Source organism: Terriglobia bacterium (assembly GCA_036496425.1).
Taxonomy (GTDB): domain Bacteria; phylum Acidobacteriota; class Terriglobia; order 20CM-2-55-15; family 20CM-2-55-15; genus 20CM-2-55-15.
Map to the genome: position 1 here is coordinate 18125 of DASXLG010000200.1, position 12873 is coordinate 30997.

The 12873-nt window shown below is 52.7% G+C and carries 14 protein-coding genes and 1 tRNA gene; 6 read left to right on the forward strand and 9 right to left on the reverse strand.

From position 1 onward, the window contains the following. Positions 1 to 14: 14 nt before the first annotated feature. Both VGK48_14310 and VGK48_14315 read left to right on the forward strand, forming a co-directional pair. Positions 15 to 104, forward strand: a tRNA-Ser gene (locus VGK48_14310). Between the two features lie 78 nt (positions 105 to 182). Next, the gene (locus VGK48_14315) at positions 183 to 1409 is read left to right on the forward strand and encodes a tyrosine-type recombinase/integrase (protein HEY2382348.1); all 1227 of its coding nucleotides are present in this window, start codon (positions 183 to 185) and stop codon (positions 1407 to 1409) included. A gap of 36 nt (positions 1410 to 1445) precedes the next feature. Here the strand turns inward: VGK48_14315 and VGK48_14320 are convergent, their stop codons facing one another. From VGK48_14320 to VGK48_14355, 8 genes are all read right to left on the reverse strand, one after another. Continuing rightward, positions 1446 to 1655 (reverse strand): hypothetical protein, encoded by a 210-nt coding sequence (locus VGK48_14320; GenBank protein ID HEY2382349.1) that lies wholly within the window; start codon positions 1653 to 1655, stop codon positions 1446 to 1448. Between the two features lie 77 nt (positions 1656 to 1732). After that, positions 1733 to 2338 carry a hypothetical protein gene (locus VGK48_14325; GenBank protein HEY2382350.1) on the reverse strand — a complete coding sequence of 202 codons (606 nt, stop codon included), beginning with the start codon at positions 2336 to 2338 and terminating at the stop codon, positions 1733 to 1735. Positions 2339 to 2528: 190 nt separating this feature from the next. Further along, positions 2529 to 2975 carry a hypothetical protein gene (locus VGK48_14330; protein HEY2382351.1) on the reverse strand — a complete coding sequence of 149 codons (447 nt, stop codon included), beginning with the start codon at positions 2973 to 2975 and terminating at the stop codon, positions 2529 to 2531. Between the two features lie 109 nt (positions 2976 to 3084). After that, a complete protein-coding gene (locus VGK48_14335) occupies positions 3085 to 3945 on the reverse strand; it encodes a replication-relaxation family protein (protein ID HEY2382352.1) in 861 nt (286 codons plus the stop codon). 144 nt (positions 3946 to 4089) lie between these two features. Then, the gene (locus VGK48_14340; protein HEY2382353.1) at positions 4090 to 5715 is read right to left on the reverse strand and encodes a hypothetical protein; all 1626 of its coding nucleotides are present in this window, start codon (positions 5713 to 5715) and stop codon (positions 4090 to 4092) included. Beyond that, complete coding sequence (locus tag VGK48_14345; protein HEY2382354.1) at positions 5712 to 6119, reverse strand: hypothetical protein; 408 nt, start codon at positions 6117 to 6119, stop codon at positions 5712 to 5714. The genes VGK48_14340 and VGK48_14345 overlap by 4 nt, the downstream gene beginning before the upstream one ends. Before the next feature lie 4 nt (positions 6120 to 6123). Further along, the gene (locus VGK48_14350; GenBank protein ID HEY2382355.1) at positions 6124 to 6900 is read right to left on the reverse strand and encodes a hypothetical protein; all 777 of its coding nucleotides are present in this window, start codon (positions 6898 to 6900) and stop codon (positions 6124 to 6126) included. Beyond that, positions 6897 to 7832, reverse strand: coding sequence for a hypothetical protein (locus VGK48_14355; GenBank protein HEY2382356.1), 936 nt, complete (start codon positions 7830 to 7832; stop codon positions 6897 to 6899). Before VGK48_14355 ends, VGK48_14350 begins: the two co-directional genes overlap by 4 nt. Positions 7833 to 8123: 291 nt before the next feature. On the opposite strand from VGK48_14355, the gene VGK48_14360 reads away from it, so the two are divergent. The 3 genes from VGK48_14360 to VGK48_14370 all read left to right on the forward strand — a co-directional run bounded on the left by VGK48_14360 (position 8124) and on the right by VGK48_14370 (position 10737). Then, a complete protein-coding gene (locus VGK48_14360) occupies positions 8124 to 8930 on the forward strand; it encodes a helix-turn-helix transcriptional regulator (GenBank protein HEY2382357.1) in 807 nt (268 codons plus the stop codon). Positions 8931 to 9437: 507 nt separating this feature from the next. Further along, complete coding sequence (locus tag VGK48_14365) at positions 9438 to 9698, forward strand: hypothetical protein (protein HEY2382358.1); 261 nt, start codon at positions 9438 to 9440, stop codon at positions 9696 to 9698. Between the two features lie 40 nt (positions 9699 to 9738). Further along, positions 9739 to 10737: a hypothetical protein gene (locus tag VGK48_14370; protein ID HEY2382359.1), complete on the forward strand. Its 999-nt coding sequence runs from the start codon at positions 9739 to 9741 to the stop codon at positions 10735 to 10737. Between the two features lie 99 nt (positions 10738 to 10836). On the opposite strand, the gene VGK48_14375 is transcribed toward VGK48_14370, so the two are convergent. Continuing rightward, complete coding sequence (locus VGK48_14375) at positions 10837 to 12006, reverse strand: type IV secretion system DNA-binding domain-containing protein (GenBank protein ID HEY2382360.1); 1170 nt, start codon at positions 12004 to 12006, stop codon at positions 10837 to 10839. A 142-nt stretch (positions 12007 to 12148) separates the two neighbouring features. Between VGK48_14375 and VGK48_14380 the strand changes: the two genes are divergently transcribed. After that, positions 12149 to 12865 carry a DUF932 domain-containing protein gene (locus VGK48_14380; protein HEY2382361.1) on the forward strand — a complete coding sequence of 239 codons (717 nt, stop codon included), beginning with the start codon at positions 12149 to 12151 and terminating at the stop codon, positions 12863 to 12865. Positions 12866 to 12873 lie beyond the last annotated feature (8 nt).

The window sequence follows — 12873 nt, forward strand, 5'->3', positions numbered from 1 at the left end:
TCATCAACCCGTACGGAGAGGTGGCCGAGTGGCTGAAGGCGGCGGTTTGCTAAACCGTTGTACGGTCAAAAGCTGTACCGGGGGTTCGAATCCCCCCCTCTCCGCTTATTTCGTATCAGTCACTTGCAGCCCATACTGAATTTTGGCGGGCAATACCGGACAAGTCGAATATAATCTGGGGCATGCCGCTCAATCTGTACCGCCGCCATCGTCAGGAATGTGAAACAGGACACGCCGCTGAGTCTCGATCGGGTGAATTCGAAGAGCGCAAGAAGGGCTGGAAAAAATGCGCCTGCCAAATCTTTGCTTCCGGAACGCTCAAAGGAAAATTCAAACGCAGATATACGGGACGATCGGATTGGAATGAAGCGAAGGCGGTCGCATACGAATGGGAGAAGGCTGGCAGTTGGGAGCGCGATGTTCCCGTTCCCGTCATTGTTACGGAGACAACATCGGACTCAAAACGTACGACGATTGATCGCGCCGTAAAAACGTTTCTCGATGAACTGCGCGAAAGCGCCGCCTTCGCCACACACAAGAAATACCGCCTCTTGCTCGACAACAAATTCCGAGCGTTTTCCGAAAAGCGTGGCTACCTCATGGTCGATCAGTGGGAGCCGCTCGACGTGCGCGAATTTCGTTCTTCTTGGAACGTGAGTCCCGCTACGGCCGTTCGCAATATGGCCATGCTCAAACCGTTCTTCGAATGGTGTTTGAACAATGAATGGATCGGCCGTAATCCGGCCCGCCTGGTCAAGAATCCGAAAGGCCGCGATGTCACGCGCGAAGAACAGAAGTTGCCATTTACCGACGAAGAATTGAAGCGCATGTATGATGCCTGCCATCAATATGGCTTGAAAACGACCTATCGATGGAACGGGGATGACCTGTCGGATTTCATTTCACTCTCGATATACACGGGCCTGCGCATCTCGGATGTCGCCCTCTTCCATATCGACCGTATGCTCCCAACCGGCGAGATTCTCATCCGAACGACAAAGGCCGGCACGCACGTATATACCTGGGTGCCGGAGTGGTTGCAGGAGCGCATTCAGGCAAGAGCAAAGACGCACGGACCGCTCATCTTCGGTTCACACAAAACGAAGACTCTTGAAGTCATCACCGAAGGATGGCGAAGGAAATTAAAGAAGCTGTGGAAACTGTGCGGGACATGGAAAGAGACGCCGACACCGCACCGGTTTCGTCATACGTTTGCCCGGATTCTCTTACAGAAGCAGGGAGTCACCGTGAGGGATGTGGCGGAGCTCCTCGGCAATACGGAAGACGTTGTGCGGCGGGCATACTCCGCTTGGGTGCCGGAGAGACAAGAGCGGCTAACAAGAATCCTCAAAGACGCGTTTCAGGACAAGCCGAAGCCGAAAGTCGTTGGCATTGGCTCCCGCAGGTAATACGGCTGCCACTCGAAGGGATGAGCCACATGTCGATCAGCCGTTTAGCAGCTTTGTATGAATCCGCTGAGCCACCGATTCCGGTACGCTGTAGCACGTATGCGCTTTTTTCCTACCGAGCCTGATCTTGATCACGCCGGGCTCACCGCACACGAGTTTGCGGACGGTCTCCCGTCCGAGCTGCCATAGTTCGGCTAATTCACCGATTCGATAGTGACGCTCGAATGCCGCATTTTCTACAGACATACAAATTACTCATCCGAACTTCTGAAGTGCTGTTCTTTTGCCCATCTGCCGAGCTGCGTAGCTCGGCCGGAATAATCTCAACTAATAACCGCGCCGATGACGTTGCCGTCACCGCCTTTATCACGGTTCTCTTTGGAGAGCTCGTCCGTCATCTTCGTCATGAAAGTCGAAAATGCTTGGGCTCGCTGTTTTCTATCGTCGGCAAGTTCCGCTGGAGTCTTTGCCTTGATCGGGGCAACTCCATCGTCGATAACATCCACCTGCGAAGGGTCCAGCTCCAAAACAACCCGCCCGTTTGCTTCGGAATACCACTCGATGTACGGGTATGCAACGTACGGATAGAAAAGGTCGCCTGCGTCGATGTGCTCTTGATACGTATTAGCGAAATTCCGACGGCGCTTCTCGCGTTCGGTGTCCTGGATTCCGTTCTCGTCCCAAAACGTTTCATTCTGCGCCATCAAACGTTCGGCGATTTCCGGCGTCCATGGGCCGAGCGAACGGCCTGCGGTGATATCGCCAGCGGTACCACGCTGTTCAACACTGAACCCTTTCATGTACGTACTATCCAACCCGAACTCTTTCGAGCGATCAGACGGCGTCCAATTCAAGAGCCGAATGACCTTGCCGCGAATGTCCTCGTGCGTGTCGCCTGAAAGATCAAGAATGACTTTCAGCGGCTCCATGCCTTGACGGAAAAAGCGAATCCAACCGGTGACTTTCCCGGGATTACGGTTATCGAGTTCTCCATTGATGAGATTTCCATATGGTCTCCATGCCATATGTGTAGTGTTAGTTGATAAAGTCCGGACCATCACGGCCCGGCAGATAGGCAAACCCGTATATGTTTTGGCGCTGTGAGCGGCGAACATACTGTTAATTGAGAAGTCCTTCGACGATCTTTTTCGCTTCCTTAACGTCTTCCGACGCCAAGACAGCTACTATCGCCAGGTCGTACTTCTTAAGACCTTTTTCGCGTTCCTGCTTCGCCGAACGCTTGACCGCGTCGACAGCGTCGCACAAAGGCTTGGGCGCATCGTAATCGACAGAGGGCGTGCCGTCGTCATTGCAGCTAAACCCGATTTTGCCAAGCGCAGTTTTGGCTAGATCGAGTTCCTTTGACAAACGGCTGACGTTCTTCAGCAAATCAGATGCACCGTACTCTTCGGCTAACTTCGGAGCGATTTCACTTTCGACTCTCGAATTAAACGAGTAATCACTTTCGATTTCCTTTTCCGCACGAGTTTTCGCTTGAGTGAGCAGCTTGATAAAGGCGTCACGCTGCTTGTAATCGAACATTGAAATTGAATTTGTGTTTTGCATAGTGATTGTTTGGTTATTCCGTCGCCCACAGCATATAAATCCGGTCGTTTCCTTATTACTCCAGAAGAGGCCACGATGAAATTTCGTTAACTGATTCAAATTCCATACGTTATGAATCAAAACCTGTTTCATCGACAGAACATTTCGACGAAACAGGTTGCCTGAGATGAATTCCGTCACCCCCAGCGCCGGAAAAGATCGGCGCCGATAGCCCGCGTTCCCGGACGCGATCGAGCGTGCTGAAAAGCATCGCCGGAGTGGCCCCCGCGCCGGCCGCACGAATAAGTGACTTCATACGTGCGTCGGAATCAGCGACGATGAGCACGGCCCACAACGGAAGTCCCGGCAGTCCGCGCCGGTACACTTCGACCTTCGTCCTAACGAAGTACGCCAAGCTTTCCTGCCCTCGATCGAATTCCATGGCGAAGGTCTTTCCGGGAAGTCCAATGAGGCCATCCGGCAAAAGACGGTGTCGCCAGTTGATGGTGGGTAATTCCCAGCACGAAAAAAAGTACAGCAGGTCAGGAAAAAGTTCCGCCGCAACCCTCACGTCGTTGATTCCGAGATAATGCTCAATCTGTTTTGGGGGCCTGCGTTCGAGAGATATGTCCAGACCTTGCTTCTCAAGTACGCGCCTGCCTTCGCGTCCAACGGTCCAGAGGGACTCCGCCATTCGATTTTCTCGATATCGTACGAGATATTTCTTCTCCTCCAAAAGGCGAAGCCGACGACGGGCTGCCGAAAGAGACGCGCCAGCGAAATATCGCCGGTGCACTTGGCTCGTTTTGAGCCAGCGGGCAGACGAGAGAAGCGTGAGCATTCCGATGCAGCGATTCGTTAGTCTCATGGCGTCGGTAACAGACGCGTTGTACCGCATCCGAAACAGCGGACGATCCGCGGAACGGTGTGACAGATTGGACAGAAACGGAGGATGTGTCCGGAATATGTGTAGCCACATGAACACCGCCATAGACCGAGGAGTGAGATTTCCTCTTTGCAGTTTCCGCAGGTCAGGCGTGGGCTGTACGCGACGGTATAGAACCGGTAGCGCTTCCAAGCGCGACGCAGAACCTTGATGAAAAGAACCGGACTTGCCAGGATGAAAAGAACAACGTCAACCATTGGCAGCCCCTTTCGTCCCGCGCATCTTCTGGTACGTTCCGGCAAAATCGAGATCCGGGTCGCCTTCGTCGGTGGGCAGCGCTTTCCATTTCCGTTCCCGGTCGGCCAGCGCTCGGTCATACGTCTTTCGCGAAATCCGGCCGCCGATTGTCGGATCGCGCCTGAGCACAGCGACAGCCTCGTCAATCTCGCGGCCTGACGGAATGGAGATGTCGGGTGTGCGCATGGCAATGGCTTCTGCCGTTTCACTGCGCAGCCAGAGCCATCCGGTACGGTCCGGCAGATTGGCAATCTCGTCCAGCTGCAGCCCGCGTTCTTCGGCGGGAGAACAAAACATCTGTGCTGCAAAGGGATCGCACTTTGGCCGGCGTCGCCGGCCGGTAATGGGAAAGGCAGACTTCAAGAACGCAGAATCGCTAGGTTCCCCGCGCATGCTGAAGCTCCAGCGGACATTGGTATACAACGTGTTTAATGTTCGGGCGTCTGGCACGGCAGCCGCCATGTTCTGCGTCAAAAAACAGAAGAAGGTGCCGAAGCTGCGGCTCATGCGTAGGAGATCGGTCATGCTCTCGCACATGCTGTCGGTAACGAAAAAATTCTGGGCCTCATCGGCAAACCAAGTGAAGGTGTTGTCGGGCGACCGTCGCGCAAATACCGCTTGCCGGATATCCGTTAAGACAAGGGACTGCAACAGGCGCCGGACGTCCCTGCTGATCGCCGGGCTAAAACAATTGATCAGGACAATCCTGCCTTCATCCATATATCGACGCATATCAGGAGCGGTGTTGCCTGAGAGCGCCAGCCGGACACCCTGCGAGGCAAACAGCCCGCTCAACCGGCGTTGGAGAGCGGAAACCGTTATGCTCGGCACGTCCGGAAACTGACGAACGAAATATGCCTGGACCAGTTCATTTTTCGATTGAGTAACGAGGCGATCGAGCATTGCCGGATTCGAAAGGACTTCTTCTGCATATGTAATAGGCAGGTTGAACTCGGATAGGAGCTGAAGGATCTTCTGCAGCACAGCCGTTCCGCCCAAGCTCAACTTGTCGGAGCCCGTGAGCAGGTCGAGGAGCATTTCGGCGCGACTGAAGGTGAAGAAATCTGGCTCGACATCCTGGGGCCTGGAGAGCAGGTTGTACGATGTAATCGGATCGCGGGAACCGAAATCACAGATCACGATCCTCCGCCGAAGTTCCTTAGCTCTAGCCGGGTCGGTGTGGTTCAGCTCTTTGAGTCGTCGCGCCAAAAGGAATAGCGCGCCGGAAAACAAGTCGCCCTTCGGGTCGATGAGGCCGAAGCCGCGGCGTTCCTTTGGCAACCGTTTCAGTAATGATTCAAGCATCCCGCACGCGAAAGATGTCTTCCCGCATCCGGAACAGCCACTCACGAAAGAGTGTCCCTTGAAGACATGGTCAAGCGATGTATGCACCGGATTGCCCCAGGTTGTGTGTCCCAAGAGAATGGTCGGATCGGCGGCACCGAGGCGGTCGAGAACGTCCGAAGACGTTTTCCGCGAAGCACTGGCTGAGGATTGCGTCAGATCCCGAAGATATTGCCGTGTCTGCCGCTTCAGCCTGCGGCTTAAAAAGAGATCGATAACCGATTGAAGTTTCATTCGGCATCTCTCCCCGGCGGGAATACGGGCGTCCGCTCCGCGCCTGATTTCCCGCTCGCCAGCTTTCCGGGTAGACGGCTTTCCCGGATCACATACGCCGTGATGCTGATTCCAATCATCACCGCGAGAAACAGAATTGGATGGCGCGTCCAGGCGAAGGCCAGGGCTGCCGGGATGACGAAGAAAATAAGAAATGCCGTGATAAGGCGGGACAACCACGTCCGTATTTCGATACACACCGCGATCGTGATCACCAGAAGTACGAGGAAAGCAATTTGGCCGTACGCCCGGATGACGGCCTGACAGGACAACAGAACACCCATTGAGATGGCCAAGAGTTTGAATAGGCCGAAGGCTAGCGTGTCGATCATGCTCGGCTGTGAACTAGTTCTGTTGTCCGCCATATTGTCAGTTCCTAACGAGTTGCTCTACGGCCTGGGATTTCGGGCAGTACGGCTGAAATGTGACCTGCGCCGGGGCCGTAAACAGTGATGTCCATACTTCTCTCAGCCGATCATCGTGTTTCGCGTTATGAACAGGCCGTGCGTTCCCTTTGTCCTTGGTATCTGTGCTGTCGGTCTCGGCCAGGCCACAGAAAAGCACCTGAATGCCCTCGATCGTAATCGGCGCAGGCAAGTTCTTCGCCATGCCGGAACTATTAAGGGCGACGCGGATGCTCTTCTCTGTGAGTTCTTCGCCGTCCGTTCTCACAAAAAGAAAACAGCGAGAGTCATTATGGCAGCCGCTTGCACGTAGCTGCTCGACACCGCGTTTGACGGCCAGGAAGATGGGCGAACGGTCCGTCCGACCCAGCTCTTTCAGTTTGGTACTCAAACCGGTAACGATATCTGCCTTCCGTTTATTGATCGCGTTTTTGCCTTCAAGTGCCCGCCGGCTGAATGGCACTTCGTATGTCGCGACCATCCTCGGCTCTCCGGCACTTTTGTCGTCGCCGGTCAACAACACCGTGAGCATCGATCCCTTGGAAAGGTGAGGTGTATTAAAAAAGACCTCTGCGACTCCCAAGACGGATGCGTACTCGTTGGTCGTCGAGCCGGACGCGTCATATATGGTGACGGCGTTCGTCACCGGCTTATGCCCGTGCTCGGAGTGCCAGAATGCAAAACCCGTAACTACGGTGCAAGCGACCGTGGCCATGACGATCCATTTCCAGGCGGGTATCATTGCGCACCTCCTGCCCGCATGACTTTGCCACGATTGAAAGCAATGCCGTCGTGATAGCCGTCGACAATGGCCTTTGTCGCCGTCTCGATCAATTCGGCGAGGTGCATGTTTCGCAGAGACAGATCTTCGACGTATGCGACGTGTGCCTGAATCTTGTTATTGAGATCTTTCAGGTGGTCAATCCGGCGGTTGTTTTCGGCCAACGCCGCATCAAGTTCTGCTTCTGCGCGAATGCGCTCCGAGTGCTTCCCTGTCCACTCATGGACGTGCTCACGCAGCCCGATCGCAACCCATTCCGCCAAGACAACCATGCCGACTTCCAAGATGGTGAGACCTATCGCAACAACCTTTTCCTCGCCGCCGTTCGCGCCGGAGATACGGAATAGGCCGAGTCCGACGCTGATGAGGACGCCGGCCGAGAGGCCCAACCAGTTCGTAATGGTCTTCCGGCCGGTGGCACTGACACTGCCGAGGATGGCCCATATGACCGTCGCTGCCAAAACCACGGAGCCAAAGAAGGAAAACAACCAGGACAACGCTTCATCTTCGACCATCGAGAAGAGGTAGTCGTGAATTGTCGGAGTTACCGTGACAGCGATTCCGGCGATGAGCGCGCCCATGAGAATGTGTGCCGTCGGTCGCTCCTCTTTTGCCAGTTGTGCGAGCCCTTGTTCCCTTTCGCGCACATCCGCTGCGGCATATTTCACTTGGTCTTCTGCGTCTTCACGGTCGATGAGTACTTTGTTGTGCTCATCGTCGCGGAGTTTGTGTTCCGGATTGATGTCGGGATTAAACATCTCCCGGCGTGTTTCCTTCGCCATGGCGGCGGCATGTTCCCGTAACGTGTTGAGGTGAAGTTCCCGCGGTTTGAGAACGGCGCTGTCGATGGCCCGGTTGCGGCCGATTTCGAATAGCGTTAACTGTAAGGTCATAACCGGCCCGGATTTGTCGCTTTCGGTCTGCCGTTTCGAGGAGTCGCTTCCAAGGTCCGTTATATTTCTGTGATTGAAAAGGTTCATGGTCTCCCTCTGGTTTGTGGATACGATCGCGGAAGAGCTCTTGAGCAGGACGTTCCAATGAGGAGCCTCACGCGACCGAGCATAGTGTCTCTTTATCGATGTGAGATCGCCACGGCAGGAAGGCGGTATTTTGACGACAGAGGGACGACAAACCGCAATTTCTCGAATTGGATAGCCACGTGCGGCCTTTTCTAAGGAAACGATATGTGGATTGATTCAGGGCGCAAAATCAAAGAACTTCGCGAGAAAATGGGGAAAACCCAAGAGCGCGTTTGTCAGGACGCCGCTTGGCCTTACGATCTACGCACTTATCAGCGTATAGAGGGTGGCACGTCAAGACCCCGGCGTGAAAAACTGATACAAATCTTGGCGAAGGCATTGCAGGTCGCAAATACTTCCGTTGTGAATTCGATTCTGACCGATTATGGATTTGCAACTCTCAGGGATACGGAATGCCAAGAGTACAAATTCACAAGTCCCACTCTCGAACTGCAAGCGGCTCAGAATATTGTCGTCAGCTTCACACCGCCTTCATTGCTCGTGCCACAAAATGGAAGTATGGTTACTGAAACTGACAAAATAGCTCCACAGGAAGTTAAGTGGCAAGCGAAGTGGGCACCGGACGTGGAAGAAGAAACCGGAATCATAATCGGTTTAAATAGCAGTCGATTCATTCCTTGGAAACAAATACAAGAAGAGCTGATCAAACGACTCCTGCCCAATGTACGGATGGTACCAATTGGAAGCACTGTAGAGCTCGGCGAGTACAACCGTCGCAAAGACTGGATAATTCGAGTCATCAATCCCGACGGCGTCGAGATCGCCAATATTTGGATCGGCGGAGATCCATTGAAAGGTTATGCATACGACGGCTTAGTCCGGATAGGTGTGCCGAGTGAGGACAAAACGGTTTTGCCGACAGTTTGGCAAGTATTCCAGCGGTATTCGAATGGGACCTATGTCAGGGTTGACAATCCGTACGATAACGGAATGCTGAAGCGTGCGGCATGAGCTAATTGTTGTTCACGATTAGGAACTAGCATCCTCGCACTGCAAGGCTTCGATCGGTATACCGTCGACCGGTCATTCCATTTCGTTTGAGACGTCGAAACTTTTCTAGAAATATTAAGTTTAAGGGATCGTTTGTGCCCCGGTTATGCCGATGGTCGTGTTAGGTCCAATCAATTTTATTGATTGATGCTAATGCTAGACCCATGCTAAGGTTCCGTTTTCTCGATCGTACAAAAGCGTCAAGAATGCAGGCATTGGTGAAAAGAGCGATGCAGGCCTTTTAGTTTCAGTAGTTTACATAACATTTAAGATGCGCTAGTATTTATGCGGAATTGTTCCGGTTGAACAAGCGCCGTCTCATCCAATTCAATTGATGCCCGTCATTATGCCTATTGGTACTCCGTTTGCTCGCTCCTTTCCAGGGGAATTCGATTCCTTCTTGCGTGGAAGACGACCGTCTTTCCGCAGTTCCGATTCGTTGGACCCTGGAAAGGAGCAAGCAGACCAATGTCCAAAAATCGCAAAGCCAGGGGAGGAGCAACGTTGAAAAACTTCAGCGTAAAACGAAACGTATTTCTTGATCTGAAAGACACAATCAACGATGCACCGATCGGTGAAAAAGATAAGAAAGCAATTATCGAGATGCTGCCGATTTATCAGGAATTAGGGATGGAAGGCAAAAATATACGTCGGCTAGTCGGCATTAACATTGCGGCAGTGAAGGCCGCATTGCCCGACTTCAAATTCATTGACGAACACATCAAATAATCATTCACGCAACGCACTGACACGACGAGTAAAAAGGCAGATGGACTCTGCCTTTTTTGTTTTTCTCTTCCATGCAGCAATGAAAAGCCGACCTAACATAACTTCTATCATCAGGGCTGCCATAAAAACGATCAAGGTAGTTCAAGCAGACATTGCTTCTCATATCGCAACTGACCCTGATGAAGCATTCAGTCCCGTTCAAATGACAAGAACGGGCAAGCACTTGTTAACAATTGATAAGATCGCAGAAGCGCGAGCGCAAGTCACTTTAAGGATCGAGCTAAAGAGGAAAAAAGATGAGCTTCAATTCCTTGGAGAAGAACAACTAGACCCAAACGAAAACGTGCACGATCTGCGGGATGAGGATCGCCTCGTCGTACTTGTCGACATGATAGATGGAACGGATTTGCTGGCACGCAATCTGTCAAATTGGTGCTCCGCAATGGTGTTTCTTGATCCCCAAGCTGATTCTGGTGACAAAATCTTGGCGGCCTTCGTAGGGGTACCGAATGATGGGATCTACTATGCCTGCCGTAACCATGACTTTCCCTACAAATATCAATTTAATGCATCGAACCGGAAATCCAGACATATTTCTCTGGTAAAAAGAACGGTTTCAGACGTCGACGACATTGCGAATGCCACCGTCTGTTTTTATGGACAAAAATGCTCTCGCGTGAGCACGATCATGAAGACGCCTTTCTTCGACGAATTACCGGAGAAATCCCGATTTTACACAATTGCAGGAAATCCGATGATGATCAAAATGATCCGTCAGGAATACAGCCCTGTTGATGCTGTATTTGATATTCACGGACAGTGGCCCCATGACGTTGTCGCAGGCGCATACATAGCGATAAAGGCGGGAGCGGTATACTCTCCAATTGGTAGTTCTCTTAACTCGATTAAACACCTCGAAGAAGGGCTTCTTCGCCCGAATGACAAAAATCGTAAGTTGCGCTACGTACTTGCCTCAACAGAGAGACTATCCAGGCAGCTCAACCACATGCTTCGGAAAAAGGATTCTGTGCCTTCATAGGTCAATTTATTTTCGAAGCTTGGTCCCCCACTTGTCGTCACATCTTCCGAACAATCTATCCACTGCCGCCGGTGGCAAGTAGTTTTAGGTGACTGGCTACTAAGCCCGCGACGGCGTTATCGTCCGCGCGCTAAATGGCCTCGACGGAATGCCATCAATCATCAATTTCACATAGATGCTGTATCGGCCGAGATTCATGAGGTCCTCTCTTGAAAGCAGCGGTTCGAATTGCGGCGCGAGGTATCGCGCCGTATCTGGGCCGCATCGAAAAGAAATGAGTGTGCCGATGTTCTCAAAAAGGGCGTTCCGAACATCATCGTCGAGTTGCTCGACAAATTGCATGGCGAGGACGAGGCCGAGGCCGTATTTTCGGCTTTCGGAGAGCATGCCGGTGAAACTCGCATTGGCGAGTGTTGGAAATTCATCCACATACAAATAGAAATCGCGTCGGGTTTCAATCGGAATCGTTGCCCGATTGAGAGCCGCCAGTTCGAATTTCGTTGAAAGGAGTGCGCCAAGCAATGCGCTGCCATCCTCACCGAGTTTGCCTTTGGAAAGATTTGCGACAAGGATGCCGCCCGACTGCATGATCTGAGAGAGATCAAAATCGCTCTTCTCTTTCGTGACGACCTTCCGAATGTCCGGATTGACGATAAACGCTCCCAGCTTATTGAGTATCGGACTGATTGCCTCGGTCTTGAAACTGCCACCGTATCGCGCGTATTCGTTCTGCCAGAATTCGAGCACGGTTTCATCTGTGACATGCGCCACAATCGATGAACGATATTCCGAATCCATGAGGATGCGGGATACGTCGGCGAGGGTGGTGCCTTCGACTTCGACAAGGGTGGTGAGTGCATACCGGAAAAGATGCTCCATTCGCGGTCCCCAGGAATCCGACCAGATTTTCTTGAAAAGGCTGATGACACCTGACACGACGAGGTTCTTTTTCGTGCCTGCCGCTTCCAGGACGTTGAAGCCGAGGTCGTTCTTCGAGTCTGCGGGATTGAAATAGATAAGGTCCTTTTGCCGACGTGGTGGAATGAGCGTGATGATGCGCTCAGCCAAATCTCCGTGCGGATCGAGCAGGGCGAATCCTGCACCGGTCTGGATGTCCGAGATGATCAGCGTTTCCAACAGCGTACTCTTGCCCATGCCGGTACGGCCGATGACCGCCAAGTGGTAACGGCGGTCTGGTTGTCGAATACCGAAGCGCACGTGCTTACCGCGCGCGTCGGTTTCGGCGAAGTAAGTGATTTCCTGGGACATTGACTCACTTTATTGAATAGAAAAGCTGGGGCACAGACGCGAAAATTCCACTCCAGGTGGAATTTCCACGTCTGCCTCACTGCCGCGAGCTTTGGTACCATTCACCACAGATCGTTCTTTACACAATTCAAAGGAGGTTTGCATGGAAGGTACGCTCATTGCCCATTGCGGGACCGAGAAGATGTCGCGGGAAATTCTCCGACAACTTCCGGTACCAGAGGGCTCCGGAACATTTAAGCCGATTCCGCATCACGAAGTCGTCGATGCTCTCATTGAAACGCTCGGCTTTCGAAAGATTGCGGTCGTGCGGGATGAATATGCCGCGTCGAAGGATGGCATGCGGATGTTTGGTGTCATGGATCTTGAAAGTGGGTTCGAGGGATGCCGATTCTCGATCGGCATCAGGAACGCCAACGACAAAAGCATGCGCCTGGCGCTCACCGTTGGATATCGCGTCTTCGTCTGCGACAACTTGGCATTTCAAGGAGATTTCACGCCAGTGCTTGCCAAGCACTCAAAGAACTTCAATGTTCTTGATTCGCTCGCGATTGGTGTGGATCGCATTCAGCGGAATTTCGACCCGCTGTCGCAGCAGGTGGCGCGATGGCGGGACAGTCAGATCACTGATGATGACGCGAAGCTCGTGATTTATCGAGCATTCATCGAAGGCGAACTGGAGATTCCGAGGCATCTTGCAAAAGATGTCCATCGGAATTACTTTGAGCCGGACCGGCCGGAATTTGCATCTCGCTCGATGTGGTCTCTCTCGAATGCCTTTACGTCCTCATTGAAGACCCTTGATCCGCTCGCATATTTCCGCTCGACCGCCAAGCTCGGCTCGTTCCTGCACCAGAACTAACGTTCAGC

Excerpts from the sequence above, each read along its gene's own strand:
- VGK48_14315 (HEY2382348.1), top strand. The coding sequence starts at position 183 with ATGCCGCTCAATCTGTACCGCCGCCATCGTCAGGAATGTGAAACAGGA.
- VGK48_14320 (HEY2382349.1), bottom strand. The coding sequence starts at position 1,655 with ATGTCTGTAGAAAATGCGGCATTCGAGCGTCACTATCGAATCGGTGAA.
- VGK48_14325 (HEY2382350.1), bottom strand. The coding sequence starts at position 2,338 with ATGGAGCCGCTGAAAGTCATTCTTGATCTTTCAGGCGACACGCACGAG.
- VGK48_14330 (HEY2382351.1), bottom strand. The coding sequence starts at position 2,975 with ATGCAAAACACAAATTCAATTTCAATGTTCGATTACAAGCAGCGTGAC.
- VGK48_14335 (HEY2382352.1), bottom strand. The coding sequence starts at position 3,945 with ATGGCGGTGTTCATGTGGCTACACATATTCCGGACACATCCTCCGTTT.
- VGK48_14340 (HEY2382353.1), bottom strand. The coding sequence starts at position 5,715 with ATGAAACTTCAATCGGTTATCGATCTCTTTTTAAGCCGCAGGCTGAAG.
- VGK48_14345 (HEY2382354.1), bottom strand. The coding sequence starts at position 6,119 with ATGGCGGACAACAGAACTAGTTCACAGCCGAGCATGATCGACACGCTA.
- VGK48_14350 (HEY2382355.1), bottom strand. The coding sequence starts at position 6,900 with ATGATACCCGCCTGGAAATGGATCGTCATGGCCACGGTCGCTTGCACC.
- VGK48_14355 (HEY2382356.1), bottom strand. The coding sequence starts at position 7,832 with ATGACCTTACAGTTAACGCTATTCGAAATCGGCCGCAACCGGGCCATC.
- VGK48_14360 (HEY2382357.1), top strand. The coding sequence starts at position 8,124 with ATGTGGATTGATTCAGGGCGCAAAATCAAAGAACTTCGCGAGAAAATG.
- VGK48_14365 (HEY2382358.1), top strand. The coding sequence starts at position 9,438 with ATGTCCAAAAATCGCAAAGCCAGGGGAGGAGCAACGTTGAAAAACTTC.
- VGK48_14370 (HEY2382359.1), top strand. The coding sequence starts at position 9,739 with ATGGACTCTGCCTTTTTTGTTTTTCTCTTCCATGCAGCAATGAAAAGC.
- VGK48_14375 (HEY2382360.1), bottom strand. The coding sequence starts at position 12,006 with ATGTCCCAGGAAATCACTTACTTCGCCGAAACCGACGCGCGCGGTAAG.
- VGK48_14380 (HEY2382361.1), top strand. The coding sequence starts at position 12,149 with ATGGAAGGTACGCTCATTGCCCATTGCGGGACCGAGAAGATGTCGCGG.